We start from the raw sequence: 26,279 nt of genomic DNA on the forward strand, positions 1-26,279 counted from the left end.
TTTAGGCGGCCTGGCGCAGGGGTTCCACCTCTTCCCATCCCGAACAGAGCAGTTAAGCCCTGCAGCGCCGATGGTACTGGGGTTACACCCGGGAGAGTAGGTCGCCGCCTCATTATTCAAAACCTCAGCCTAACAGCTGGGGTTTTTTGGTTTTAGGGGTGTTTTGGCGGGTAGGATTGAAGACTTATCGGCCTGGCTATGAGAGCTGGTTATTTTTAATTTTTATATCTTAAACCTTTATAGGTTTATTTTTAGTGGTTCAAGAAATCCGCCTTTTCCCATCCCGATCCGCCGCGGCGGATAAGCCCAGATGGATCCGGGCAGGCCTGCAGCGCCGATGCCTGCCCGCCGTGGCGGGGTACTGGTACGCCACGGCGCACGGGAGAGTAGAGCCTGTCCCGACATCTCGGGATCGCCGCCTCATTATTCAAAACCTCAACCTAGCAGCTGGTTTTTTTTTGTTTTAGGACTTTTGAATGAGGGTAGAAGAAATGCATCTTAACTTGGACAGTTAAATACAAGTGAACCATGTCTATTTTTAATGATTAATTCCTAGACCTGTACAGTTTGATTTCATCAATTTTAAGTGTTTAAAATCCAGAATGATAAAGGTTATTGCTCTGTTTTATGGTCCTATTTATCTGAATTTTAATTAATGCCATAAAAAAATATGTTCATAATTCATCATCTTTTATTTCGGACTTATTTTGGTGATTACTATGTATCAAAAGGGCTTTAAAATTTGTGGCTTTTATTGATAGATATTGAATAATCAAGTAGGGGGATTTGCATAGTGGATACAAAAAAAGGAGGCATTTGCCTCCTTTTCAAATTGTTCAATGTTGATTATTGAAAATCACTTTCAGTTAATTCCTCATTGATGGTGACTTCAGCAACCTTTGCTTCCAAAGGAACTGGGATCATTGGAGATTTGATAGTCCAAGTCATCGGTATTAAAACTCCATTTTTTTCTTGATAATCTGAATAGAATGTATCTCCTGAAGCTGGATTTTCATTTTTGATTTTCAAGCCGGTTGATTGATCGTAGTAATTGATCAGTTTGGCACCGGATGGAGCTGAAATAACCACTTTATAGGCAGGAGTTCCATCCACGTCTTTTAGTCCGTCAAGTGAAAGCGAATATCCCAAATCACTTATCCAGGCTTCTGGAATTAGATAGGAGTTAATCTTAGCTTCCTCTAGTTGTGCGCCGGTAAGTTCCATGCTTTGACCTTGAACACTGATTTTACCAGAATCTTTTAGGATGACAGAACTTTGCATGACATTTCCACCTACTGATGTTTTTTGAGCATATCTGCCATTGGCGTCATAGGTCATTGCCATAGTTAGAACTGTTCCCATCACTTCTGCATTCATGGTGAATTTGGCTGTTTCGATGGTTTGAGCTTTATCCTTTCCTCCGATTGCTTCAAGATAATTGGAAATTACTTTTTCTGCAGTCATATCAGCATCAGCTGTCAATTCCTTAGCAGGGAAACCCATATTATCGTATAACATAACTTCGCCAAACTGAGCTAATTTTTCCTGAATTTCGCTTCCATTTCCTACTGCTGTGATGTAAAGCTTACTCGGATCAATTAATTCCTTTGCCGTTTGGTTAATGTCTGAAACCGTATAGCTATTTAATTCCTGAAGGTAATTTTTGTAGTAATCTTTAGGTAGTCCATAGCGCTCAATATTCAATGCAAAACTTGCAATGGTGGAAGGACTTTCAAGAGATCTTCCAAAAGAACCTGATAGATTAGCCTTCGCTTTTTCAAGTTCCTCAGCAGTAACTCCTTCTTCTACAATTTTATTAATCTCATACAGAAACTCTACGACTGCAGAATCAGTAACTTCAGTTCTAACAGAACCGCTAGCATTAAATCTACCAATCAATCGATCAGGACTAATAGATGAGTAGGCGCCATAAGTATAGCCTTTATCCTCTCTAAGATTCATGAAAAGTCTAGCAGATGAGCCGCCACCTAGAATCTGGTTAAGTAGTCTTGAAGAAATATAATCTTCGTCTCCTACCTTGAGCTCTACAGGCTGAGTTACATTGATTACAGTTTGGACGGAAGAGCTTCTATCTACAAGGCCTACTACCGTTTCATTCGTTCTGGATGGCTTCTCGTAAGTAAATGTTGGAACATCACCGGCTTGCCAATCTGCAAAATATTCTTCGGTGATTTTCTTGGCTTCATTAAGCTCCATATCACCTACAATGGTGAGGTAAGCGATATTAGGCTTGAAAAAGGTTTCATAATAAGATTTTACATCTTCAACAGAGATATTTTTGATTGTCTCCTCTGTCTCTACTTCACCATACGGATGATCTTTGCCATAAACCATAGCCGAAGCTAATCGACTTGAGATGGCATTCGGATCATCTTTGGTTGTAGCCAAGCCTGTTAATGTTTGCTTTCTCAATTTTTCTAATTCCTCCTCTGGAAAACTTGGGTTGTACAGAACATCAGTCATCAGTTCAAGTAATTTTCCCTGATGCTTCTTCAGTGAGGATCCAAATATGGAAGTAGAAGAAGCCGAAAGGCTAGCCCCTATAAAGTCAATTTCCTCATCAATCTGATCTTTTGTTCTGCCTTCGGTACCTGATGTCATCATTTGGCCCACAAAGCCAGTAAGTCCTGCTTTATCTCCTTCCATCAAAGGATCTCGGTCTAAAACAAGAGAAAAAGCCACTCTTGGCAATTTGTCATTTGTAACCAAGATAACTTTCAACCCATTTTCCAGGGTGAACATTTCAGCATCCCCAATATTGATTTCGGGAGCTGGTCCTGAAGCAGGAAGCTCACTTCTGTCAACTTGAGCCCATGCATTGCCTACTAGGAGAGCAGCGAATAATAGTATTGCTAATTTTTTCATCTTTCTATTCTGATTAAAGCCAAATAATTATTCAGTAGTTTCTTGCGGTTTAGGCAAATAATATAAAACCACTCGTCCATCAAGGTTCAAGTATTCGTTTGCTACTCGCTTGATGTCTTCCTGAGTCACCTTGCTGTAGTAGTCCATTACCTGATTGATGTAATTGGTGTCTCCAAAAATCACGTGAGCTTCAGCCAAATTCTGCGCAACGCCAGATACAGAGGAGTTTCCGCTTACAATATTATTTTCAATAATATTTTGCAGTTTTTCAAAATCTCTATCGGAGATTCCTTCCGACTGTACCTGTGCAATTAGCTTATCAATTTCACTTTCCAAATCCTCAGGAGCTACACCCATATTGGTGATTCCATACATGATGAATATTCCACCATCTTCAAGTTCTAGGGGAATAGCAGCTACTGCAAGGGCCTTTTGCTGCTTATCTACCAATTCTTTTGTCATTAGCGAAGAATTACCTCCTGTCAGGTAGGTTGAGAGCATAGAAAGTGCATAGGAATCCGGATGATTTCTTGGCGGAAGATTGTAAGCCTGAATCACGGCCGGAATTTGAATATTATCATAGATTACATCTCTGATTTCTTCGGTCTTCTTAGGCTCCGTAACGTTTGGTCTGTAGATTTCTCCGCTACCTCTAGGGATTTCTGAGAAGTATTCCCTAACCCAAGATTCAGCCTGCGCATAATCGATATCTCCGGCTACTACCAGTGTAGCATTATTCGGCACATAAAATTGCTTGTAGAAATCTTGGAATTCCTCAATCGTTGCTGCATTTAAATGATCCAAAGATCCAATTGGCGCCCACTGATAAGGATGCTCTGAATACGCTCTCTTCAATGTTTCGATCAAAATCGAACCGTAAGGACGATTGTCATAGCTCTGTCTCTTTTCTTCTTTCACGACTTCTCTTTGAGTCTCCACACCCGTCTCATCTACTTTGGAATGAAGCATTCGTTCACTTTCCATGTACAAGGTTAATTCCAGTTCATTGGATGGGACAGTTTGATAATAAAATGTAATATCGTTGGAGGTAAATGCATTGAGCGTTCCTCCACGTCCCTGAATAATATTCATGTATTGCCCGCGTTCGATATTTTCAGAACCTTCAAACATCAAGTGTTCGAAGAAATGCGCAAATCCAGTTCTTTCAGGATTTTCATTTTTAGAGCCTACATGATAAAGAACTGAGGTGTTTACAATCGGGGTGGAGTTGTCTTGATGTAGAATGACATGCAACCCGTTGTCCAAGGTAAACTCCCTGAACTCGATTTTCTTTTGGGCCATTGCTGGAATTATCATCCAAGCCATCAACAGGCCAAAGACTGTGAGTTTTTTCATTTTAGATTAGGATTAGTTTTCAATTGTAACTCGTAAGCCAATACGATTTGTTTTGAGTGTTCGTTTTTGAACAAAAGAAAATAAACTAAGTTTTTTGACCTACTTATTTTTCAGATGTCTAAACAATTATTTTCCCTCGAAATAAAAAAATATTTCAGCTAAATAAATCTTATTTTATCCTAAAAAAAAATTTATAGAAGTTTATTGATTTTATTCAGATGGACCTTATTCATACCCATATTTTCCCTTCCATTTTCCGGATAGGTATCTCCTCAATTCATTTTCTCGGGCATTCTCTCCTGGTTCGTAAAACTTAGTGCCTTGAATCTCATCGGGTAAAAACTCCTGCTCAACAAAGTTGCCGGGAAAATCATGCGAGTATTTATAGGCTTTGCCATAGTTCAGGTCCTTCATCAGCTTCGTTGGGGCATTTCGGAGATGTAGCGGGACAGAGAGATTGCCGGTTTCCTTAACCAAGGCTTGGGCTTGGTTGATGGCAAGATAAGCGGCATTGCTTTTTGGAGAACTCGCTAAATAAGTCACACACTGAGAAAGGATAATTCTTGCTTCCGGATAGCCAATGATTTTCACAGCTTCAAAACAGTTGGTGGCTAAAAGCAGGGCGTTGGGATTGGCATTGCCGATGTCTTCAGATGCTAAAATCACCAATCTGCGAGCGATGAACTTCACATCTTCACCTCCTTCGATCATTCGTGCTAGCCAATAAACGGCTGCATTTGGATCAGAGCCTCGGATGGATTTGATAAAAGCCGAAATAATATCGTAATGTTGCTCCCCTGATTTGTCGTAAAGTGCTACTTTCTGTTGAGCGATCTGCATGACTTTTTCATCCGTGATCACACAGGGATTTTCATTGATCCCATCGATTACGATTTCTAAAAGGTTGAGCAGCTTTCTGCCATCCCCTCCGGAAATACGAAGCAGAGCATCGGTTTCCTGAAGCTCGACTTGGATCTTTTTTAGGTCCACATCTTTTTTCAAAGCCTGCTGCATCATGGCCTCCATTTCGGATCTACCTAATGGATTCAGGGTGAAAACCTGACAACGGGAAAGAAGGGCAGAATTAACTTCAAAGGAAGGGTTTTCTGTGGTGGCACCGATCAATCGGATTATTCCCTTTTCCACAGCTCCCAATAAGGCGTCCTGTTGAGATTTATTGAAGCGGTGGATTTCATCTATAAAAAGCACTACCCCCATCTGAAACCTGGCCTTTTCGATGACTTCTCGGATGTCTTTTACGCCTGAGCTTATCGCGCTAAGGGTATAAAAAGGAGCCTTAATCTCATTGGCAATGATATTGGCGATGGTTGTTTTTCCCACCCCGGGAGGTCCCCAAAGGATCAGGGAAGGTACATTTCCGGACTTGATAGCTTTATACAAAAAAGAGCTGGGAGAGGACAAATGCTCCTGACCAATCAAGTCTTCCAGTCTGGTAGGACGCATTCGCTCGGCAAGGGGGGTAGAATTCATTTTCGTAGAAGCAAGAGATTAGAGATAAGAAATTAGAAAGTATCGAGTATCGATATTTAATTACTTTCAGGTTTATTTATTCCTTTGAGAATCGCAAAATAGCATAAAAAAAGGCCTTTTCAGGCCTGATTCGTTTTGAATAAAGTCAAATACTGTCTGCTAGATATTCTGAATTCTTTTTCCAAATTCCTCCAAGTGATCGTCTCCAAAATCCAAATGAGTTACAAATCGAACTAGGTCTTTTCCGAATTTCACGGATTTGATATTTTGATCCGCCAGCTTTTTCATGAATTCCTCAGGGCTTGTATTCTCTAGTCTGGCGATCACAATGTTTGTAGCTACTGGCAGTATTTCTGAAACGAAAGGGGATTTGCTAAGCATCTCTCCCAACATCCTAGCTTTGGCATGATCTTCCTTCAGTCTTTCAATATGATGGTCCAAGGCATAAATACCAGCTGCAGCCAGGAATCCTGCCTGTCGTATTCCGCCACCAAATACTTTTCGAACTTTCCGTGCCTGCTTGATATCCGCCTTAGATCCCAATAAAACAGATCCTATTGGGCAGCCTAATCCTTTGCTCAAGCAGATGGAGATGGTATCAAAATGTGCCCCCCAGTCCGCTGGACTTTCTCCAGTCTCGACCAATGCATTGAAAAATCGCGCACCATCCAAGTGAAGCTTAATGCCTTTTTGTTGACATAGTGAATGGATTGGTTTGATTTCGTCCAAGGTATAAATGCTTCCACCTCCTTTGTTCATGGTGTTTTCCAGAGAAACCAAGGTTGTCTCCGGGGCATGTACATCATCCGGATTGATGGATTCGGCAATCTGGGCTGCGGTGATTTTTCCCAAATTCCCATCCAGCAATTTGACTGAGGCTAGGGAATTGGCCATGATCCCACCCCCCTCATAGAGATAGATGTGGGAATATTTGTGGCAAATTACTTCTGTCTGTATCCGAGTGTGAAGACGAATCGCAATCTGATTCGTCATGGTGCCGGAGGGACAGTAGAGTGCCGCTTCCATACCAAATAGCTTGGAGATTTTTTCCTCCAAGGCATTGACAGTTGGATCCTCTCCAAAAACATCGTCGCCTATTGGGGCTGCAAACATCGCTTCTTTCATGCCCGGTGTGGGCTGGGTAAGCGTATCACTTCTTAAATCAATCAACATGGGTGAAATACTTGGATTTGGAACTGCTTTCTGGGTGAAGGGTTTGAATGGCCTTTGCTGCTTCGATGGGTCGGTCTGTTGCTAAAATATCCGCTCCGTTATTCACAAAATTCAAATACAACTCATCTCCCCTTGCCACTGCGCTTCGATCTAGGTTGCCTAAAGTACCCAAAATGGTAAAAACTCCTTTTTCATGAAGGGCTTCATTGAAGGACTTGGGTCTTTCAGCCACCCCGGTGAAAGCAATAACCCGATCCCAGGGAATACCGGTTTCTTCTAGTCTTTTGATTTCTTCTTCATTTCGGATGGTCACCGAAAGCATGAGCTCAGGAGCAAGGATATTAAGCTTTTTGGCAGCGGGAAAGGTATAGGAAATTAATGCTGCGTGAGCTTCACTTTCCGTTTCCCTCACTTCTTCTACCACTTTTTCAAAAGGTACAGATCGCTTGATGTCAACTGTGAGTAGGGCTTTTCCTTTAGACCAAATCAGTGCCTCTTCCAAAGTAGGAACTTTGAATTCAGTGAGCTTTCCCTCATTGTCTTCCAAAAACAACGTTTGGATGTAGTCATAAGTAACTTCATTCACTTTCCCCGTTCCGTTGGTCGTCCGATCCAAATCATCGTCATGCATCAGGACTAAAACGGAGTCCTGAGTCATAGCTACATCTAATTCAATAATGGCAGGGGTGTATTCTAGGACATTTTCGAAGGTCTCGATCGCATTTTCAGGAAAGCCAGGATAAGGTCCACCTCGATGAGCAGAGACTAGCGGTATTCGATCAGATGTCCAGGTATAAAAATCTTTTGTCTCGGAAAGACTGGACACCTGAATTCGGTGTGTAGATTCACTTTCTTGGTTCTCGGGTACTTCATTCTTTTGAGAATTGGATTCACAGGAAATGAAGATAAGTGCCGTTAAAATACACCAAGAGGGTATAAATACTCGCATGCTTTAGTTTTTTTTCAAATAGAACAAAATGGTCTCATTTATTAAAGAGAAATTTTAGAAAAGGTGGTTTAGGGCTTCGAATAAAAACTTTTAGAATAATCCTGAAGAAAATATTTCTTGATTTGAAGATCATTCCCCATTTTCATATGCGATTTAAAATCACCTTTTGACTAGCACCCCTTTCCTTTAAACCAACTATTGCAATGCTGCTGCGCTGCTGGATTTCCTTTGCTTTTTTTTGGACCGTTTGTCTTGCTCAGGCACAGGTTAACCGGGTAGATAGCCTCAAGGCTAGTCTTGATGCGCAGGAGGAAAAAGATTCGGCCTATGTCCTACTTCTGATTGAGCTTTGCGAAGCAAGTACATTTACAGAGGAGCAGGGTGGACTTGATTATGCCAGAAAGGCTCTTGAAATATCAAAAGAAATCTCCTTTCCCAAGGGAGAGGCTTTAGCTAATAATTCGCTAGGTGCATACTACCTCCAGGTTGGGAATCTAAATCAAGCCTTGCAGTATGTTCTGGCGGCGGAGCGAGTGTATCTCCAAAATGAAGATCAGTCTGAAGGCTTGCTTTCGGTCTACAATAATCTGGGTATCATTTACAACCGAACCGGAGAAGTCGAAAAAGCCATCGAGGTTTATTTGGATGCCATACAAATTGCCTCTCAAAACAAATCAAACTTCCAGCAATTAGCCATTCTTTATAATAATCTTGGCTCAGCCTATGATAATTTGGGTGATTATGATCAGGCTTTGCAGGCTTTTGAGAAGGTGGAAGCAGTCAGCCGGGAGGCAGATTTACAAGTAGGGGTGATGATGGCCAAAAGTAATTTGGGTTCAGTTTATTTTTCTAAAAATGATCTGAATCGTGCCGAATCTGAATACATCATGGCTTTGGAAATTGCTCAGAAAGGTGGTTTTACCCGAAATGTAGGGACTATCATGCTGGGTATGGCAAACGTTTATTCAGGGCAGGGGCGCTATCAGGAAGCTGAAAAGTATTTTCGGGATGGAATCGCTTTAGCTGAGGAAATTCAGGCTTTGCCCCTTTTGGAAGATGGGTATCTAGGACTCGGTAAGCTTTATGAGCGACGCGGGAATTTTTCCCTTGCTTTAAATTCTTTCAAAAAATGGCAAAATATCAGGGATAGTATCTTTTCCTTGGAGAAGGCACAAACTATCGAAGAATTGAAAGCTCAATATGAAACTGAAAAGAAAGAAGCTGAGATTCTGGCGCTTTCCCAAGAAAATGAAATTCAAAGTCTTGAGCTCACACAGAAAAATCAGTTACTTTTTCTTTCAATAGTTGGAACCATATTATTGATTGGCTTGGGATATAGCATTTATCTTCGGAAAAAAATCAGGGCGGAGGCAAAAATGTCTGAGATTGAACAACGCTTTTTGCGATCCCAACTCAACCCGCATTTCATTTTCAATGCGCTCTCTTCGGTCCAAAACTATATGCTAAACTCCGAGTCAAAGAAAGCCTCCTACTATTTAGGTAAGTTTTCCAAACTCATGAGGCAGGTGCTGGAAAACTCACGAGAAGAATACATTCCTCTTGAGGAAGAAATAGGAATGCTTGAAAATTATTTAGAGGTCCAAAAAAACCTCAGTCAAAAGCAATTTGATTTTCAAATCTCTTGTCTTCCGCCTTTGGATTCACAGACATATGAAATTCCTCCAATGTTTGTGCAGCCTTTCGTAGAAAATGCCATCCAACATGGAATTCAAAACCAAGAGGGTAAAATTGAGTTAGAGTTTTCATTGGTAAACGAATATGTGCAGGTGAAGATTAAGGACAATGGGCTAGGAATCAAGGCTACAGTGAAGCCTTCTAGCAGGCATCAATCCTTGGCTACCTCCATCATTGGAGAAAGAATTGAAAACTATAACCGGAAGCTTAAGAATCAAATTCAATTAAAAATCACAGATTTATCCGAAAAAGGTCTACAGGGTACAGAGGTTCTACTGCTTGTTCCTTTTTCAAAAAACTACTAATTCATGAGAGCGCTAATTATTGATGATCATGCTCATGTAAGAGAAAATCTGAGATTGCTTCTCAATGAAGTAGCTCCTGATATAGAGATCGTTGGTGAGGCAGAAGGAGTGAATTCCGGAGAAATTGCAATAAACACGTACTCTCCTGATTTGGTATTTTTAGATATTGAAATGGCTGATGGCACTGGCTTTGATCTGCTCAATCGTTTTAAAGAACCTGGTTTCAGGTTGATCTTTGTAACTGGGCATGATGGCTATGCAATTCGGGCTTTTCGGGTAAGTGCCATCGATTACCTGCTAAAGCCGGTGGATCCTGATGATCTTGAAGAGGCTATCGAAAAAGTACGAAAACACCCGCCCTTACAAAATATGCAAATCCAAGAGGCTGAAGAAATTCAGCACGCTGAGAAACTTCAGCAATTGGTACTCTCTGACTCTGAAAATATTTATTTGGTACAAGTCTCTGACATTTTGCGTTGTCAATCCGAGGATAATTACACTCGGTTTTTTCTGAGAGATGGGCGTAAACTATTAATTTCCAGAACTCTAAAAGAGTATGCTGAATTATTGGAGCCCTCAGGCTTTTTTCGCTCTCATCAATCTCACTTGATCAATTTATCATTTTTTGATCATTACGATAAACGTGACGGCGGTACGATTCGGATGAAAGACGGAGCGACCTTACCGCTTGCTACCCGCAAGAAAGATCAACTCATTCAGGTATTGAGATCGCTTTGATCAGCAGATTCTAGACCAAAGCTTACGCTTTCTCAACAGTTCTTCTCAAATTCTCATTTGCTGATTTTTCCAACTTTAGACGGGCTACTTTTGATCCGTAATCAGTAATCGAAATGTCCAAATGGTACTGAAAACTTTCCTTAAAAAGGTTATTTGGTTAAGCGTCTTTTTGATGGTCATCACGGTGATGAATTATTTTTTTTATCTCTTTTTTTAAGAGACGATCCGAATCCAAATGGGGGTGATTTGGCGGATTTTTTTGACTGAGTTTTTTTTATTCTTTTTTATTTTCCTTTCTGAAAAAGCTATCCAATGTGCTACTCCGCTTTGCAAATACATCTTCCATGTCGGATAACTCAAGATTGAGTGCCTTTGTGGAGATTTGAATTTCAATTAATGAGAGTGCCAAAGCAATCAACAAGGATCCCATGCTGCCCACAAAAACCCAATTAGCAGCGATAGTATATCCCTGAAAGAGCAAAAACATACAGGTCACGCAAAGCAAAAAGCTGAAAATCCCGAAGAGTTGCATGTTTTTGATCAGAGAAAGCCTTCTACGCAGATTATGCAGCTGCTCAACTACCAGTTTTTCTTCATCCGGACTCTCTTTGAATTTTTTGTGCAAACCACGGATAAGACTCGCTATTGCCAAAAATCGATTGGTGAAAGCCAACATCAATAGCGTAATAGCTGAAAAAAGAAGTGCGGGTGTGGAGAGCTGTAGTTCCATTTGCGAATAGATAAATAGGTTCAGGAGTGTATAAGTTCGGAAAAATCAAGAAAAAAGCCCGTTTTTGTTCAAAACGGGCTTCTATAATTTTTTTGAGATTTTAGGCCACTTCGCCCAAAACCACCAGTTTTTCCAGAGTCGGCGATTCAGACCCGCCTTTGGGTTCGATGGTGATAGCAAAGGCTCCCGCTTCCGCTACCGCGCTCATTTGCTGTAAGCTGAACGGCTGTGAAGGGTCCACAATTCCAATACCCACTGGTCCCTCAGGACCAATTGCCCAAAGCTGGTAGTCAAACGAAGCGCTGAGTGAGTTTAGCCTGTTGACCGCGATGAAAACTTCTTGCTGGGATTGATCCCAAAAGACATCCACCTTCGCATCTTTTTGCATGTCAAAGCTTTCTCCCATCATTTCGATACGTCTGAAATCACCTGCAACCAAGCGGTCTAAGCGAGAATCGGTTTGCTCAAACTCTTGCTTTACCTGATTTAGATTGTCTGCCAAAACAGCCTGTTCTTGTTGCAAGGCGACAAACTTCTGATCAGTTTCATAGAATTTTCCGGCAAAATAAATTGCCGCCGCACTGGCCAATACAGCCACCAATGATGCTGCCACAGCAAAAGGTTTCCAAGGAGTCATTTTGACCGTTTTGGTTTCCTTAGGAGCTGCCGTTGGAGTAGGAATTTTCCTTTCTTGAAGATCTCCATCAAGAGTGGCGAAGATTTTTTCTTTCGTTTGAAGGGAAGGCTCGACTCCCGTCAGTTCATCCAAAGAAAACATAGCCTCCTCCAAGGAATCTAATTCCTGCTGAATCTCAGGGTGGGCTTTAGCCATAGCGATGACTTCCTCCCGCTCACGCTCGTTCAGCTCTCCGAGAAGGAAGAGCTCCAGCTTGCCTGATTCGATATATTCTTGGATGTTCACGCTAAATTCTTTCAATATTCTTTTTTAAAACCTGAAGGGCTGCCCGTAGCCTGGATTTGACTGTCCCTAAGGGTATGTCAAATTCCTCTGCAATCTCCGAGTGGGTATATCCCTGAAAGTAAATATACTCAATGATGAACTTTTGGTCTGTGTTGAGCTGATTCATCAGATCTTTGACACCGATGCCATCTACCTTTTCTTGGGTCTGAGCACCTCCTTCGAGACCATATACGAAGTCATCAATAGTATTGGTCTTACTGGATTGAGAGATTTCTTTGGATCGCAATTTATCAATAGCCGAGTTTCTGCAGATGTTTGCCATCCAGGTATATAGTCGCCCTTTCGACTCGTCGTATGAATCGATTTTTTGGGTGATTTTTACAAAGGCATCATGAAAGACTTCCTCGGCCAAATCCCGATCACTGATGATGCGAAGGATTACTCCAAAAAGCGCTCTCGAGTATTTTTCATATAAATACTCTACCGTCTTGCGGTCTCTTTCAAGTAATCCCTGTATTAGTTCCTTTTCCTCCAAAATAATTGTCTATGAATATGAGAAAAATAAAACACCGGACCAATTGTTTCGATCCGGTGTAATTTTGCTAAAACTTTTTTAGAGGTGAATCACTTCATCATAAGCTGCTGCTGCGGCTTCCATCACCGCTTCAGACATAGTTGGGTGAGGGTGAACTGTTTTGATCAATTCATGTCCTGTAGTTTCCAGCTTACGGATTGCGACGATTTCAGCGATCATTTCGGTCACATTGGCTCCTATCATGTGTGCGCCAAGCAACTCACCATATTTCTTGTCGAAGACCAATTTTACAAATCCGTCTTTTGCGCCAGCTGCTGAAGCCTTGCCGGAGGCAGAGAATGGGAACTTACCAACTCGCACTTCGTAGCCTGCTTCTTTAGCCTTCGCTTCTGTATAACCAACGGAAGCAATCTCAGGAGAGCAATAAGTACAACCAGGGATATTGTTGTAGTCCAAAGCCTCAGGATGATGGCCTGCAATCTTTTCTACACAAATAATCCCTTCGGCAGAAGCTACGTGAGCCAATGCAGGTCCGGAAACCACATCACCGATGGCATAGTAGCCAGGCATGTTGGTTTTGTAATATTCGTCGACTTTGATTTTGCCTTTGTCTACTAGAATTCCTACATCTTCCAGACCGACATTTTCCAAGTTGGAAACCACTCCAGCTGCAGAAAGTACTACATCACATTCTAGCGTCTCCTCGCCTTTTGCAGTTTTTACTTTTACCTTACATCCGGCGCCCTTCGTATCCACGCCAGTTACCTCGGAGGAAGTCATGATTTTCATCCCTGCTTTCTTGTAGATTTTTTCCAAAGCCTTAGAAACTTCTACGTCTTCTACAGGGACAATTCGATCCATGTATTCTACGATGGTTACTTCCGTGCCAATAGAATTATAGAAATAAGCAAATTCCACTCCGATCGCACCTGAACCTACAACAACCATTTTCTTGGGCTGTTTCTCTAGGGTCATGGCCTTTCGGTAGCCGATGATTTTCTTGCCGTCTTGAGGCATAGAAGGCAATTCTCTAGATCGAGCACCGGTAGCAATGATGATATGGTCGGCTGCATAAACAGTCTTATTACCATCCTTGTCTGCTACTTCCACCTTCTTGCCAGGTTGGATTTTGCCCCAGCCAGCAATCACTTCAATTTTATTTTTCTTCATCAAAAACTGCACACCCTTACTCATGCCATCGGCTACGTTTCGGCTTCGCTTAACCATGCCAGTGAAATCGGCCGAAGCATCTTTGACGCTGATTCCATAGTCATTGGCGTGATTGATGTATTCGAATACCTGCGCACTCTTCAAAAGGGCCTTGGTAGGGATACAACCCCAGTTGAGGCAGATTCCACCTAGCTCCTCAGCTTCTATGATAGCAGTTTTCAGTCCGAGTTGGGATGCACGAATGGCAGCCACATAGCCTCCCGGTCCGCTTCCCAATACGATCAGATCAAATTTTGATGAAGACATATTTTCTTGAGTTTGTTACGATTTTGAAACTATGCAAAAATAGGCCTTTTGGTTTCAGAAAAAAATCTACTCAAAAGCTTGAAAACCCAATTTAATCTGCCTCTATGGGACCGTAAAGTCAATTTTCGAAAATTCCTTTCGTTAAAGTGGTTATTTACAGATGATTAATTTTGTCTGAGTAGATATTTGCTTGTTTTTCAAGGTTTAAAAATGAAGGAGATCGATTTGCTTGGTTCAGGGAAGGATTACTACTGGCTTTTTTTATATTTTTGACCAATCAAAAAATAGAATTTATGGGATTACTTTCAGGAAAGACTGCATTGATCACCGGTGCCTCCAAAGGAATCGGAAGAGCCATTGCCATCAAATATGCCCAAGAAGGGGCAAATGTCGCATTCACCTATCTTTCTTCAGTCGAAAAAGGTCAAGCTTTGGAAGCTGAATTGGCTGAATATGGGATCAAAGCCAAAGGATATCGATCTGATGCTTCTGATTTCAAAGCTGCAGAAGATTTGGTAAACAGTGTCGTGGCTGATTTTGGGTCTTTGGATATCTTGATCAATAATGCTGGTATTACCCGAGACAATCTTTTGATGCGAATGACTGAGGAGTCTTGGGATGAAATCATGAATGTCAACCTAAAGTCATGCTTCAATACGGTCAAAGCCGCAACCCGCACCATGATGAAAGCCAAGTCCGGCTCGATCATCAACATGACCTCTGTAGTCGGTGCCAAAGGCAATGCTGGTCAAGCCAACTATGCAGCCTCCAAGGCTGGAATCATCGGCTTCACCAAATCCGTCGCTTTGGAATTGGGTTCAAGAAATATCCGTTGTAATGCCATAGCACCTGGATTTATCGAGACTGAAATGACCGAGGTTTTGGATGAAAAGACAGTTCAGGGCTGGAGAGATGCGATCCCAATGAAACGCGGTGGCAAGCCGGAGGAAATTGCGGATGCCTGCGTGTTCTTGGGTTCCGAGATGAGTACTTACATCTCCGGGCAGGTGCTTCATGTGAATGGAGCGATGTATACCTAATTAACCTTTGAGGTCTTCAAGACCTCGAAGGTTTTATTTTCCTTTTACATTTTCAACTCAAAGCCTCGAAGATTTCCTCTAGAGAAATCCTTCGAGTTTTTTTGAGATTTTTAATCCTTATTCTATTCAAGGGAAAGCTCCTCTGGAAAATTTGAAACGTTTTCCAAGTGATGTGTTTTTCGGAATTGCTCAAGGTCTCCAAACCATTCAATTACAAAATCTCGGTCGATTTGGGTGGGTTTTTGAGAGATGATGGCTTGGTAGGATGAAAACCTCCATTTTTTAAAATCTTCTACTATTCCGTGCTTTTGAGGATTTCGATGAATATAAATTATGACTTGAGATAGATAGCTTTCTTTATCGATTCGTTTTCTTTTGAATTTGCGTTGAAATAATCCTCCGTGTCGGTCATAAAGCTTATTAAATGCTTTAGCGTAGCCATTCAAAAAGTTTGAAAAAGCACTTAAAGCAACTTCTGGTTCGGTAATTTCTTTTACTCGAATCAAAAAGTGAAAATGATTGGGTAATAAACAGTAGGCTAATGTTGAAAAGTGAGTTGAGCAATGAGTTTGATATTTTTTAAGAAAGTAAATACAGTTTTCTTCAGTCCGGAAAAGAAGTTCCTCTCCAATAGTTCTGGAATAAACATGGTAAAATTCTTCTGGGAAAAATGGATCAGTCATAAAAGTTGAAGTTTTGACATTGATCTTTAAAACAACAAGTTAACTAAATCCATATTTAGGTCAAAAATATATTTGTTAGTGAGACCTTCGAGGTTATTTAAAACCTCAAAGGTCAATAAAGCGGCTGGAGAGATTCAGCCGTTTTTATTTAAAAAGAGAAGATTGGGGTATTAAAAAAGCCCCGATCCCGATTTTATCGGAGCCGAGGCTCTTGAAAATTGAATTTGATCATTGCTCATTGAGCATTTTTTAGTCTTTCCCCAAAAACGGATATCGGTAGTCCTTTGGAGAAACAAAGGTTTCCTTGATCGTGCGAGGAGACACCCAACGCAGCAAGTTGATCATCGAACCTGCCTTATCATTGGTTCCAGATGCTCTAGCTCCGCCAAATGGCTGCTGACCAACTACGGCCCCTGTTGGCTTGTCATTGATGTAGAAGTTACCGGCTGCGTTTCTTAGCTTTTGCGTAGCCAATTCGATCGCATAGCGGTCTTGAGAGAATACAGCACCTGTCAAAGCATACGGAGAAGTCTGATCCACCAATTCCAATACGGTTTCGAAATGCTCGGAATTGTAAACATAAATAGTCAAAACCGGACCGAAAATCTCTTCACACATGGTCGTATACATCGGATCCTGGCTTAGGATGACGGTAGGCTCGATAAAGTAGCCTTTAGACTTATCGTAGTTTCCTCCGGCGATGATTTCAACACCATCGGCTGCTTTTGCATTGTCAATGTACTTGGCAATTTTGTCAAAGGCCTTCTCATCGATGACTGCATTGATGAAATTGGTGAAGTCTTCCGTACCACCCATCTTGAGCGAAGCTAGATCTTCCAGCATGTACTTTTTCACATCTTCCCAAAGGTTGGACGGGATGTAAGCACGGGAAGCGGCAGAACACTTTTGGCCTTGGTACTCGAAAGCCCCTCTCACCAATCCAACCGCCACTGCTTTTGCATCTGCAGACTTATGAGCCAAGACAAAGTCTTTTCCTCCTGTCTCGCCCACGATTCTAGGGTAAGATTTGTAGAGCTTGATGTTTTCTCCGATAGTTTTCCAGATGTGCTGGAATACGCCGGTAGAACCTGTAAAGTGAATTCCCGCAAAGTCCGGATGTTTGAAAATCACCTCACCAGCTGTTGGGCCGTCTACGTAAATCAAGTTGATCACGCCGTCAGGAACTCCAGCTTCCTTGAAAACCTCCATCAACACATTCGCTGAGTAAATCTGCGTGTAGGCTGGTTTCCATACGATGGTATTTCCCATCATGGCTGCAGAAGTAGGTAGATTCCCGGCAATGGCTGTAAAGTTGAAGGGAGTCAAAGCAAAAACAAAGCCTTCCAAAGGACGCTGTTCTACTCTGTTCCAAACGCCATTTCCAGACACTGGCGGCTGCTGGGAATAGATTTCAGTCATGTATTTCACATTGAACCTCAAAAAGTCTATGAATTCACAGGCAGAATCTATTTCTGCTTGAAAGGCATTTTTCGACTGACCAAGCATGGTGGCTGCATTGATTTTGGCGCGGTAAGGACCTGCCAAAAGGTCTGCTGCTTTCAGGAAAATAGCTGCTCGCTGTTCCCATTCCAGGTTTTCCCATGCCTCTTTGGCTCCCAAAGCAGCGTTAATTGCCTGCTCTACATGGGAAGCATCTCCTTCATGAAAGTGGCCTAATACTTTCTGATGATCATGTGGAGGAGACATTGGACGGGTTTTGCCAGTGCGGACTTCCTCGCTTCCGATATACATCGGGACGTCAATTTCTTTAGCCCGTAATTCGCTCAACATCGCCTGCAATTCTTTTCGCTCAGGACTTCCCGGAGCATAAGACTTTACCGGCTCATTGACGGGAGTGGGGACATTGAAAAATCCTTTTAACATACTATTTGGAGTTTATGTGATTCTGATTCGCCAAAGATAAGCTTTCCCGTCAAAACGGGCCGTGATTTTACTTACAAAAGCTGCTCAAGCTCTCGCAAATGTCTGATTTCATAAGTAGGGGTGAGGGCTATGGTTTTTCCCTCAGGGTTGAAATAAACCTGATCGATCTGAGCCTGCTGAGCACCTAAGATGTCCGAGTTGGGATTGTCACCAATCATCAGGCAATGTTCAGGGTTTGTTTTCAGCTCAGTCAATGCATATTCAAAAATTCGAACATCTGGCTTTTTATGGCCTGTGGTCTCTGAGGTGACCACCAGCTCGAAAAACACATCCAAACCCGAGGACTTCATCTTTTTCGCTTGGGATTCATTAAATCCATTGGTGATGACATGGACTCGATATTTTTCTTTTAGGTAGGTTAAAATCTCCTTCGAATAGGGGAAAACATGTGGCTTGCTTGAAGTTCGATGCATAAAGTCCTCTTCAAATTCCAGGGGGATCGCATCTACGCGACCTCCTGCATGGGAAAAAATCATTGGAAAGCGTTCCTTACGAAGATTGATTTTGTCGATTTTCCCAATATTGTACCAGTCCCAAAGTTTGAAATTGACAGCATGAAAAGCCTCGAAAAACTTTTCGAATGTTGGGATGCCCAATTCCTTTAAGGTATAGATTTCATAAAGTTCTTGCAGGGATTCACTGACATTTCGATCATAGTCCCACAGCGTATGATCTAAGTCGAAGAAGAGGTGTTGGTAAGTTTTCAATGGGTTTATCGTCTGTATTGGTTGTTTTGAATTTTATTGATCGCCAGCTCTCGGTTGGATTTTAGGATTTCGAAGGTTTCTTGATCCTTGAGTAAGTTGGGATCCTTTTGAATAAACTTAAAAATCTGCTGAATGATTTCGAGGTATTCTTCCAGGATGTAATAAAATACCCATTGATCTACTCGCCGACTACCGAGAAGTCCAGCATTTTTCAGTCCGATGAGATGACGACTGGTTTTAGTCTGGGTAAAATCCAGGATCAATTCCAAATCAGAGATACTCAGCTCCTTATTTAAAAGCAACAAATGAATGATGCGGACTCTCGCTTCCTCACTTAACGCTTTAAAAATTCGCAATCCATAATTTAAACTTATATTTTTGAGTCTCATTTGAGCAATTTTAACAGCGATTTGCTGGTGAAATTAAAAAATCAACCGAACTTTCAGGAGTTGTGCGTTTCATTTGGCAACTTTCGTCCATCAATTTGGTTTCTTTATTTGTGAAAAAGCTACTTCTACCTTCTTTTCTTATCATTTGTTTCTCGCTTTTGGCTAGTGGATGGGTTCATGCCCAAGATCAACGCGAGCGAAAGGTAGTCCAACTCTCCGGCATCATCCTCAATGCTGATAGCACAGATGCTGTTCCAGGAGTAAATATTTATGTTCCTAAGAAAGGTCGGGGAACGAGTAGTGGTCGCTTTGGATATTTTTCAATGCCTGTTTTGGAAGGCGATAGTGTGGTGTTCAGTTTTATTGGTTTGAAAAGACAGACCTATAAGGTTCCGGAGAATATGGAGGATGACCGGATTAGCTTGATCTTGACGATGGAATTGGATGAGATCGCTTTGGAGGAAATAGAAGTTATGCCGTACCCTTCGGAAAAAGAATTCAAAGAGGCAGTTTTGGCAATGTCTGTGGTAGATCCAATGACCATCAGTGGCTCAAATATGAGTCCGGAGATGCTTTTACGAGCTGCCGAAATGATGCCAGCTTCGGGGAACGAAAACTTCCGCTACTTCCAACAAGGCCTGATGCAACAGAATCAGGATCTCTACGGGCCAAGACCATTACGTCTTCTTGATCCTTTCGCTTGGGCTCAATTCATTCGGTCGATTAAGCGGGGTGATCTGAATAGACGAGACTAGGAGTCTCCCACAAAGAAAGCAAAGAAAAAAAGTTTTCTAATAAGGAGCTTTTAACTTGGATCTTTGAGGCCATTGACTACCCGCACAATTCCATTAACAAACTTAGCCTCATTAAAATTTATAAGTAGGCCCAGCTTTAAATCCAGTACTTTTAAATACGTTTTCAATTGCTTTGGATGAACTGGAAGAACTTTTTCTACTGATTTCAGCTCGATAAGTACTTTTCTTTCGATCAGGATATCTGCGCGATAACCAGTTCCTATTTCATTACCTTTCCAAAATACTGGTATTGGTACTTGAGTCTCTATTTTCAAGCCTTTGTTTTTAAGCTCTATCGCTAAAATTTGCTCATAAATTGATTCAAGCAAACCTGGCCCAAGTTTAAAGTAAACCTCAAAAGCCGTATCTAGGACAATCTTTGAAATTTCATTTTCATTGTATTCCATTAAATTCAAATGCTATTTCAGGTTTTACTTGATGAGCGAGTCATTATAAAGGAAAAACCTTTTTAATGCTTTGATTTTAAATTTACAAATAAATAGACTTGTTTGATCATCACTCTGGTTAAAGTAAATTTTAGATCAGGTTTCTAGGTCTACCTTTAATGTGTTTTTAAAACTAATCTTTGCTCCTTCAACCTTTGCGGGAGGATTCAAGCATCAGTCTAAATCAGGTAGCACCCAATTTTCCAGAATACTCGGGATTTTCATCATTTGCTCGATATCTGCAACAGTGCGTGGAGCGTCTTTGGAAAGATTCTCAGGACCTGACTGAGTGACTAGGATGTCATCCTCGATTCTAACTGCTATGCCCCACCACTTAGGATCACAATCGCTGCCTTCAGGAATGTATATGCCTGGTTCAACGGTCAAAACAACCCCTTCTTTCAGGGCTCCGTATCCTCCTCGGTCATGTACATCCAAGCCCAGATGGTGACTGGTTCCATGGGGAAAATAGTTGTGACGCTCACCCTTTTTGATGATGCCCAGTTCGGCAAGTCCCTCGTTGATGATGTTTCGGGTCACTTGGCCGATTTCTGAAAAGTCCACTCCAGGTTTGCAGAGGGCTATTCCTGCCTCTTGCGATTTTAGGACAAGTTCGTAGATAGCTTTTTCTTCTGGGGTGAAAGTCCCATTGACAGGGATGGTACGCGTGACATCAGCGGTATAGCCACGCCATTCAGCTCCGAGGTCCATCAGGATCAATCGCTCACTCATATGCTTCATATCATTGTCGATGTAATGCAGAATGCATCCATTATTTCCTGCACCTACAATAGACGGATAGCCGATTCCTTCTGCACCATAGCGCTTGTAGATAAATTCATGGATTCCCTGAACTTCACGCTCTGACATGCCAGGCTTTGCAGCTTTCATCACCTCGATTTGGCCAATAGCTGAGATTTTAACCGCTTTGCGGAGCAAGGCAATTTCCTCGGCTGTTTTGACTTCTCGTAGGACATCCATCATCTGGGATAAGGCAAAAAGGTCTGTTTTGCTTGCAGGAATCTTGGATTTCACTTCCATTCGTTTTTCAGGGCTGTCTGCCTCGACAAAATTTCGAAGGATTTCATCATTTTCCACTTCCGGATAGCGTTGGCGGTAGCGACCGATGATTTGTGCTACATTGGCGGAATTTTCGATATCAGTAGCCCGAATCAAATCATACATCTGAAGTGAAACAGGGCTTTTGTCGCTCGGGTAGTTTGCATTTTTTTTAAAATCAGCAATCATACGTCGCAAGGGGGCATTGGCACTGCTTCCCTCTATCTCAGCGCCTAAATCCATGGATAAAATTTTGTCAAAATCTCCGGCATTTAGCACCGGCTTTTTCCCGAAGTCATCAAAAAGAAAAACCGTTTGAAAGCCTAAGATTTCCTGCACGCCTTCTGTTCCTAGACGTTTTCCGTTCCACATTTCTGACCTTGGGTCTCTCGGCTGGACATAAATGATCTCATCGGTTTCCATGCCATCGATCATACGCTTTTCGGAGAAAATAATCAAAGCTGAATTTGGTTCACGAAACCCTGTCAGGTAATAAAAATCGGTATTGGGGTGATAAATAAAGTCTACATCATTGGATCGATTCTTCACCGGATTATTGAAGAGGATTGCCATGCTATTTGCGGGCATAAGCTCTCGCAAAGCATCTCTCCGCTGTCGGTGCCATTCGGCGCTCAGCCCGTCATCAAAATATGACTGTGCCGATGAGAGAGAGGAAACCAAAAGAAATAAAAAAGAGAGAAAGTATGTTTTCATAATAAGTATATCTAACAAGCCTAAGATGTAGGCTTTTGTCCATTTAACAAAGTGTTAATACGCAGATGTATCTATATCCTTATCTTTGTGGCGTTAAAAAACCCAAAAGAATGAAAATCATCTCCAAATTCTTTCTCACGTTCTTCCTATCTGTCTCTTTAGGAGCTTTTGCGCAGCAATCGTCCGAAAAGCCAAAATTGATCGTAGGAATCATCGTCGACCAAATGCGTCAAGAATATCTTTATCGCTTTTCTGACAGATATTCTGAAGGAGGATTTAAGCGACTGATGAAGGAAGGGTTTATGATGAAAAATGGGCATTATAATTATATCCCAACTTACACCGGTCCGGGCCATGCTTCTGTTTACACCGGCACCACTCCAGCTACTCATGGAATTATAGCCAATAACTGGTATTCGAAAACGCTTAAGCGATCAGTGTATTGTGCAGAAGATACTACGGTTTACAATATAGGTGGCACGCCTCGGGCAGGACAAATCAGTCCAAGAAACCTACTTAGTACCACCATCACGGATGAGTTGCGCCTTTCAAATAATAAGCGATCTAAAGTAGTTGGAATTGCTATTAAAGACCGTGGAGCGAGTATGCCTGCCGGCCATCTGGGAGATGCTTACTGGTTTGATAGTGAGTCAGGAGAGTTTATGACCTCTTCTTATTACGGAGACAAATTACCAGGCTGGGTTCAGAAATTTAATGAGCAAAAGCAGGTACAAAAGTATCTTCAGATGACTTGGGAGCCCCTTTTTCCAGCGAACACCTATGTGAATAGCATTGATGATGACAATAATTTTGAGCAACCTTTTATCGGAAAGGATGCCCCAGTTTTTCCTTATGATCTGTCAAAACTGAATGAAAATAATGGAGGAGCAGGCATGATTTCTTCGACTCCTTTTGGAAATAGCTTGACCTTTGATTTTGCCTATGCGGCGATCGAAGGAGAGAAGCTTGGAAAAGGGGAAGAAACCGATTTTTTGGCGGTTAGTTTCTCCTCTCCTGACTACATCGGTCACCGCTTTGGCCCATCCTCGATGGAGCTGGAGGATAATTATCTTAGACTTGATCGAGAAATGGAAAAATTTCTCAACTTTTTGGATCAAGAGTACGGCGAGGGTAACTACTTGATTTTTCTATCTGCTGATCATGGGGTAGCTGAGATTGCCACTCACATGGAAAGCGAAAATATCTTTGCTGGGAATGTGAATGTTGGCTTCATCCGAAGTCAGCTGATGGGCTACAGCAACTACGTATATGGTGAAGGTGACTGGATCGAAAACGTGTCAAATGATCAGGTCTTTTTGAATCACAAGTTGATCCAAGAGAAGGAAATTGATCTGGATGACATGCAGGAGGACTTGGCAAACTTCCTTCTACGATTCCGAGGGATCAAGGAAGTCTATACGGCTCACACCATGCGAAGCACCGAGTTTGGATCCGGGAGGGCAAAGCTTTTGCAGATGGGATATAATCATAAATCTTCAGGAGATTTGCTACTGATCCTGGAGCCGGGTTGGTTGACAGGAGGTCCTAGAGGGACATCTCATGGCACGGGATACACTTATGATACACATGTTCCGATTCTTTTTTATGGATGGAACGTGCCTGCAGGATCAAGTACCCGCTATGCAACTATCACGGATATCGCCCCGACACTATCCATGCTGCTCAATATTCGGCTTCCAAATGGCGCGACAGGCCAGCCAATCCATGAGATATTTGAATGAGGAGATTTGTACTGTCTGAATATTATTTTCTGAAATGATGAAAAGTGCCATAATTTCTCTTTTTATCTGGTGGGAAGCGGGGAGTAGGAAGAGTGAAGCTGGCATAATCTAAACCTCTAGGCTTATTCTTGTACGTAGGCTTTTAATCAGGCAGTCTAGCCGATGATCAGAAAGTTGATTAATTGGGTCAAAAGCTATCATTCGATTTTATTCAGGCTTCTGGGTGATTAATGTCATATTTTCTCTGCCGATTTGGGCTTAAAATTGAGTTCATTAATCCCATGAGTTATGAGCGATAAGCAGGTATCCAAAGCCAGTATTCTTCATGCTTGCCAAATCAAGCAGGAGTTGACTATTTCAGATTTTGAAAAGGAAGTCAAAAATATCCGACAGAATCTCACCGACCATGATGAAATTGCCAGTCAGGCGCATCGCGGAAGCGGTGGTCAAAATGAAATGTTGGTTCGTTTAGAGCACGAATTGAGTTTCCTCAAAAAAGAACTGGAGACACTAAACAATCTGGATCCGAATGAGGCCAAAACCCACGTTGAACATGGTGCTGTCGTCGTGACAGATCAGCGGACCTTTTTTATTTCCACTTCCATCGAGCAAGTGGAGGTGAATGATAAGTCAATCTTTGGGATTTCGGTGAAGGCCCCTATTTTCAAAGTGATGGAAGGCAAGAAGTCTGGCGAAAGCTTTGAGTTCAATGGGGTTCGGTATCAAATCGAATCAATTTACTAGAAGGCCATCTTTATCGAGTCAAAGGGAATCCTTGCTGATACCAAGCTTGGATTCCTCCTTGGAGGTGATGCACATTGGTGAAACCCTCATTTACAAGCATTTCTGCAGCATCCCTACTTCGAGCACCGACTGCACAATAAATGAAAATTTGGCTGTCCTTAGGAAGTTCCAAAACCTTGCTTTTGAAATCCGGCCTGTAATAATCCATTTCTATCGCACCTTCAATTTTTCCCTGAGCGATTTCCTGAGGTGTTCGGACATCTATTATTTTTCCCGAATTGCTTAATTCGCTAAACTTCTTAGGGTCTAAATTGATGACCTGATTCTCCGTTTTTGTGGAAGAAGTACTACAGGCAGATATCAGAAGGATTGAGAAAAGGAATATCCAGTTGAGATTTTTCATGTGATTATAATTTGTTTTTAAAAAGCCACATGGAATCTCGCATGGTTTCCCCGGTTCATCGGGGCATACAAGTGTGCGGCGGGTCAGTCATGCCTGTATTCTTCAAGCATGCTCGATTTCATAAGGGTTTATTTTATTCTGACCAGATTCAAGACAGCAAAGTTTTTCCAAAATTAGGATATTGGGCCTTCGATATTTTGTGAGAAAAATTACAAAGCTCAAAATTGATGATAAATGCCTTTTAAAAAGCTTCTCCCTTTACTCTACTTTTTTAAGCGACAGGTCTCAAACGCCAAGTTATGGATGAGCATTCGTCTTGGTCTGGTGAAAAAGGCAAAGATCCAACCCTATTTGGGATTTGGAAGTGAAAGGGAAATCTATCTCGCAGGCAGGGTTTTGGAGGATAAGGGGATTGCGCCTGCGAATGAGGAGGACGGATTCAAAGAAAACTTCCGATCCATGCGAAAGCGGTTTTTAACCGTGATTTTTCCGGGTTTGGATGTTCGATTAGTTTGTGGTGAAGAAAGACTTTTAGCCAAAACCGATGAAGAAGGCTATTTCGAATTCAGATTTTCTTCAAAGAAAAAGCCTGAGTCGGGTTGGAATAACCTCAGCCTTTCCCTGCCTCAGCCTCCAATCAGAAAGCAGGAGCAGGTAGAAGCGAGCGCCTGGATATATGTGCCTTCCAAGAAAGCTGATTTTGGAATCATTTCGGATATAGATGACACCATCGTACCCACTGGAGCGACGAGGCTTTGGGATATGCTGAAAACGACCTTTGCCAAAAATGCCCATACCCGAGTTCCCTTTGCAGGGGTGTCTGCCTTGTACGATGCACTTCGAAAAGGTTCGGATGGGGAGGATAGCAATCCCATATTTTATGTTTCTAGTAGCCCTTGGAATCTCTATGATTTTCTTCAGGAAATGATGGCAGTTCATCAGATTCCAAGGGGACCCTTGATGTTGCGTGATTTGGGACTATCAAGGGATCAGTTTATAGCCGGGAGTCATTGGGATCATAAATTGAAGCAGGCTGAGCATATTTTGTCTACTTATCCTGAACTGCCATTTATTTTAATTGGAGACAGTGGTCAGAAGGATCCTGAGATTTATTTGGAGATTTGTCGGGATTTCCAAGGTCGAATTCAGGCGGTGTATATCCGGGCCGTTGGGGATAGGGATCTTTCAGGGCTTCAAGAAGATTATGAAAAGTTAGCTGTACCCTTTATTCTGATGAAAGATTCCATGGATGCCAGTAGACATGCTGCTGGGATGGGCTGGATATTGGAGGAGGATCAAAGTACCATTCTTCGACAAAAGCTACAGGATGAAGCGGGTTGACAATCGAAAAAATTATT

Annotated in this window: 23 protein-coding genes and 1 rRNA gene; 8 read left to right on the forward strand and 16 right to left on the reverse strand. The window is 42.0% G+C overall.

Annotation, left to right across the window (positions count from 1 at the left end):
* The first annotated feature begins 1 nt into the window (after position 1).
* A 5S ribosomal RNA gene (rrf, locus tag G457_RS0100865) occupies positions 2 to 113 on the forward strand.
* A 733-nt stretch (positions 114 to 846) separates the two neighbouring features.
* On the opposite strand, the gene G457_RS0100870 is transcribed toward rrf, so the two are convergent.
* The 5 genes from G457_RS0100870 to G457_RS0100890 form a co-directional block, all read right to left on the reverse strand.
* The gene (locus G457_RS0100870; RefSeq protein ID WP_026944790.1) at positions 847 to 2,886 is read right to left on the reverse strand and encodes a M16 family metallopeptidase; all 2,040 of its coding nucleotides are present in this window, start codon (positions 2,884 to 2,886) and stop codon (positions 847 to 849) included.
* A 27-nt stretch (positions 2,887 to 2,913) separates the two neighbouring features.
* A complete protein-coding gene (locus G457_RS0100875) occupies positions 2,914 to 4,242 on the reverse strand; it encodes a M16 family metallopeptidase (protein WP_026944791.1) in 1,329 nt (442 codons plus the stop codon).
* A 225-nt stretch (positions 4,243 to 4,467) separates the two neighbouring features.
* Complete coding sequence (locus G457_RS0100880; protein ID WP_026944792.1) at positions 4,468 to 5,733, reverse strand: replication-associated recombination protein A; 1,266 nt, start codon at positions 5,731 to 5,733, stop codon at positions 4,468 to 4,470.
* Between the two features lie 159 nt (positions 5,734 to 5,892).
* Positions 5,893 to 6,906, reverse strand: coding sequence for a threonine aldolase family protein (locus G457_RS0100885; protein ID WP_026944793.1), 1,014 nt, complete (start codon positions 6,904 to 6,906; stop codon positions 5,893 to 5,895).
* A complete protein-coding gene (locus G457_RS0100890; RefSeq protein WP_035482908.1) occupies positions 6,896 to 7,855 on the reverse strand; it encodes a glycerophosphodiester phosphodiesterase family protein in 960 nt (319 codons plus the stop codon). The genes G457_RS0100885 and G457_RS0100890 overlap by 11 nt, the downstream gene beginning before the upstream one ends.
* Before the next feature lie 203 nt (positions 7,856 to 8,058).
* Here G457_RS0100890 and G457_RS0100895 point away from each other — a divergent pair, with 203 nt between their 5' ends.
* On the forward strand, positions 8,059 to 9,855 hold the full coding sequence (locus G457_RS0100895; RefSeq protein ID WP_026944795.1) for a tetratricopeptide repeat protein: 1,797 nt from the start codon (positions 8,059 to 8,061) through the stop codon (positions 9,853 to 9,855).
* 3 nt (positions 9,856 to 9,858) lie between these two features.
* Positions 9,859 to 10,593 (forward strand): LytR/AlgR family response regulator transcription factor, encoded by a 735-nt coding sequence (locus G457_RS0100900; RefSeq protein ID WP_026944796.1) that lies wholly within the window; start codon positions 9,859 to 9,861, stop codon positions 10,591 to 10,593.
* 274 nt (positions 10,594 to 10,867) lie between these two features.
* Here the strand turns inward: G457_RS0100900 and G457_RS0100910 are convergent, their stop codons facing one another.
* The 4 genes from G457_RS0100910 to lpdA all read right to left on the reverse strand — a co-directional run bounded on the left by G457_RS0100910 (position 10,868) and on the right by lpdA (position 14,256).
* A complete protein-coding gene (locus tag G457_RS0100910) occupies positions 10,868 to 11,323 on the reverse strand; it encodes a DUF2721 domain-containing protein (protein WP_026944797.1) in 456 nt (151 codons plus the stop codon).
* Positions 11,324 to 11,423: 100 nt separating this feature from the next.
* A complete protein-coding gene (locus tag G457_RS0100915) occupies positions 11,424 to 12,245 on the reverse strand; it encodes an anti-sigma factor (RefSeq protein WP_026944798.1) in 822 nt (273 codons plus the stop codon).
* 1 nt (position 12,246) lies between these two features.
* Complete coding sequence (locus tag G457_RS0100920; RefSeq protein ID WP_026944799.1) at positions 12,247 to 12,780, reverse strand: RNA polymerase sigma factor; 534 nt, start codon at positions 12,778 to 12,780, stop codon at positions 12,247 to 12,249.
* Between the two features lie 78 nt (positions 12,781 to 12,858).
* Positions 12,859 to 14,256, reverse strand: a complete 1,398-nt coding sequence (gene lpdA / locus G457_RS0100925) for a dihydrolipoyl dehydrogenase (protein ID WP_026944800.1) — start codon at positions 14,254 to 14,256, stop codon at positions 12,859 to 12,861.
* A gap of 293 nt (positions 14,257 to 14,549) precedes the next feature.
* Between lpdA and fabG the strand changes: the two genes are divergently transcribed.
* Positions 14,550 to 15,296 carry a 3-oxoacyl-[acyl-carrier-protein] reductase gene (gene fabG / locus G457_RS0100935; protein ID WP_026944801.1) on the forward strand — a complete coding sequence of 249 codons (747 nt, stop codon included), beginning with the start codon at positions 14,550 to 14,552 and terminating at the stop codon, positions 15,294 to 15,296.
* Between the two features lie 122 nt (positions 15,297 to 15,418).
* Here fabG and G457_RS0100940 read toward each other — a convergent pair whose 3' ends face one another.
* The 4 genes from G457_RS0100940 to G457_RS0100955 all read right to left on the reverse strand — a co-directional run bounded on the left by G457_RS0100940 (position 15,419) and on the right by G457_RS0100955 (position 19,019).
* Positions 15,419 to 15,979, reverse strand: a complete 561-nt coding sequence (locus G457_RS0100940) for a transposase (protein WP_026944802.1) — start codon at positions 15,977 to 15,979, stop codon at positions 15,419 to 15,421.
* A gap of 249 nt (positions 15,980 to 16,228) precedes the next feature.
* Complete coding sequence (gene pruA, locus G457_RS0100945; protein WP_026944803.1) at positions 16,229 to 17,863, reverse strand: L-glutamate gamma-semialdehyde dehydrogenase; 1,635 nt, start codon at positions 17,861 to 17,863, stop codon at positions 16,229 to 16,231.
* A 71-nt stretch (positions 17,864 to 17,934) separates the two neighbouring features.
* Positions 17,935 to 18,630, reverse strand: coding sequence for a YjjG family noncanonical pyrimidine nucleotidase (locus G457_RS0100950; RefSeq protein WP_026944804.1), 696 nt, complete (start codon positions 18,628 to 18,630; stop codon positions 17,935 to 17,937).
* A gap of 5 nt (positions 18,631 to 18,635) precedes the next feature.
* The gene (locus G457_RS0100955; protein WP_026944805.1) at positions 18,636 to 19,019 is read right to left on the reverse strand and encodes an ArsR/SmtB family transcription factor; all 384 of its coding nucleotides are present in this window, start codon (positions 19,017 to 19,019) and stop codon (positions 18,636 to 18,638) included.
* 158 nt (positions 19,020 to 19,177) lie between these two features.
* On the opposite strand from G457_RS0100955, the gene G457_RS0100960 reads away from it, so the two are divergent.
* Positions 19,178 to 19,774 (forward strand): carboxypeptidase-like regulatory domain-containing protein, encoded by a 597-nt coding sequence (locus tag G457_RS0100960; protein ID WP_407637237.1) that lies wholly within the window; start codon positions 19,178 to 19,180, stop codon positions 19,772 to 19,774.
* Between the two features lie 50 nt (positions 19,775 to 19,824).
* On the opposite strand, the gene G457_RS0100965 is transcribed toward G457_RS0100960, so the two are convergent.
* Together G457_RS0100965 and G457_RS0100970 are read right to left on the reverse strand one after the other, a co-directional pair.
* Entirely contained in the window at positions 19,825 to 20,220 is a 396-nt protein-coding gene (locus G457_RS0100965; protein WP_035482911.1) for a GxxExxY protein, read from the reverse strand.
* 213 nt (positions 20,221 to 20,433) lie between these two features.
* A complete protein-coding gene (locus tag G457_RS0100970) occupies positions 20,434 to 22,032 on the reverse strand; it encodes an aminopeptidase P family protein (RefSeq protein ID WP_026944808.1) in 1,599 nt (532 codons plus the stop codon).
* Positions 22,033 to 22,142: 110 nt separating this feature from the next.
* Between G457_RS0100970 and pafA the strand changes: the two genes are divergently transcribed.
* Both pafA and G457_RS0100980 read left to right on the forward strand, forming a co-directional pair.
* A complete protein-coding gene (pafA, locus tag G457_RS0100975; protein ID WP_081701360.1) occupies positions 22,143 to 23,774 on the forward strand; it encodes an alkaline phosphatase PafA in 1,632 nt (543 codons plus the stop codon).
* Between the two features lie 288 nt (positions 23,775 to 24,062).
* A complete protein-coding gene (locus G457_RS0100980; RefSeq protein ID WP_026944810.1) occupies positions 24,063 to 24,518 on the forward strand; it encodes a hypothetical protein in 456 nt (151 codons plus the stop codon).
* A 10-nt stretch (positions 24,519 to 24,528) separates the two neighbouring features.
* Here the strand turns inward: G457_RS0100980 and G457_RS20830 are convergent, their stop codons facing one another.
* A complete protein-coding gene (locus G457_RS20830) occupies positions 24,529 to 24,921 on the reverse strand; it encodes a rhodanese-like domain-containing protein (RefSeq protein WP_051260653.1) in 393 nt (130 codons plus the stop codon).
* 234 nt (positions 24,922 to 25,155) lie between these two features.
* Here G457_RS20830 and G457_RS0100995 point away from each other — a divergent pair, with 234 nt between their 5' ends.
* Positions 25,156 to 26,262, forward strand: a complete 1,107-nt coding sequence (locus G457_RS0100995) for an App1 family protein (protein WP_026944811.1) — start codon at positions 25,156 to 25,158, stop codon at positions 26,260 to 26,262.
* Positions 26,263 to 26,279 lie beyond the last annotated feature (17 nt).

This window comes from Algoriphagus marincola DSM 16067 (assembly GCF_000429405.1).
In the GTDB taxonomy this organism is placed as follows: Bacteria; Bacteroidota; Bacteroidia; order Cytophagales; family Cyclobacteriaceae; genus Algoriphagus; species Algoriphagus marincola.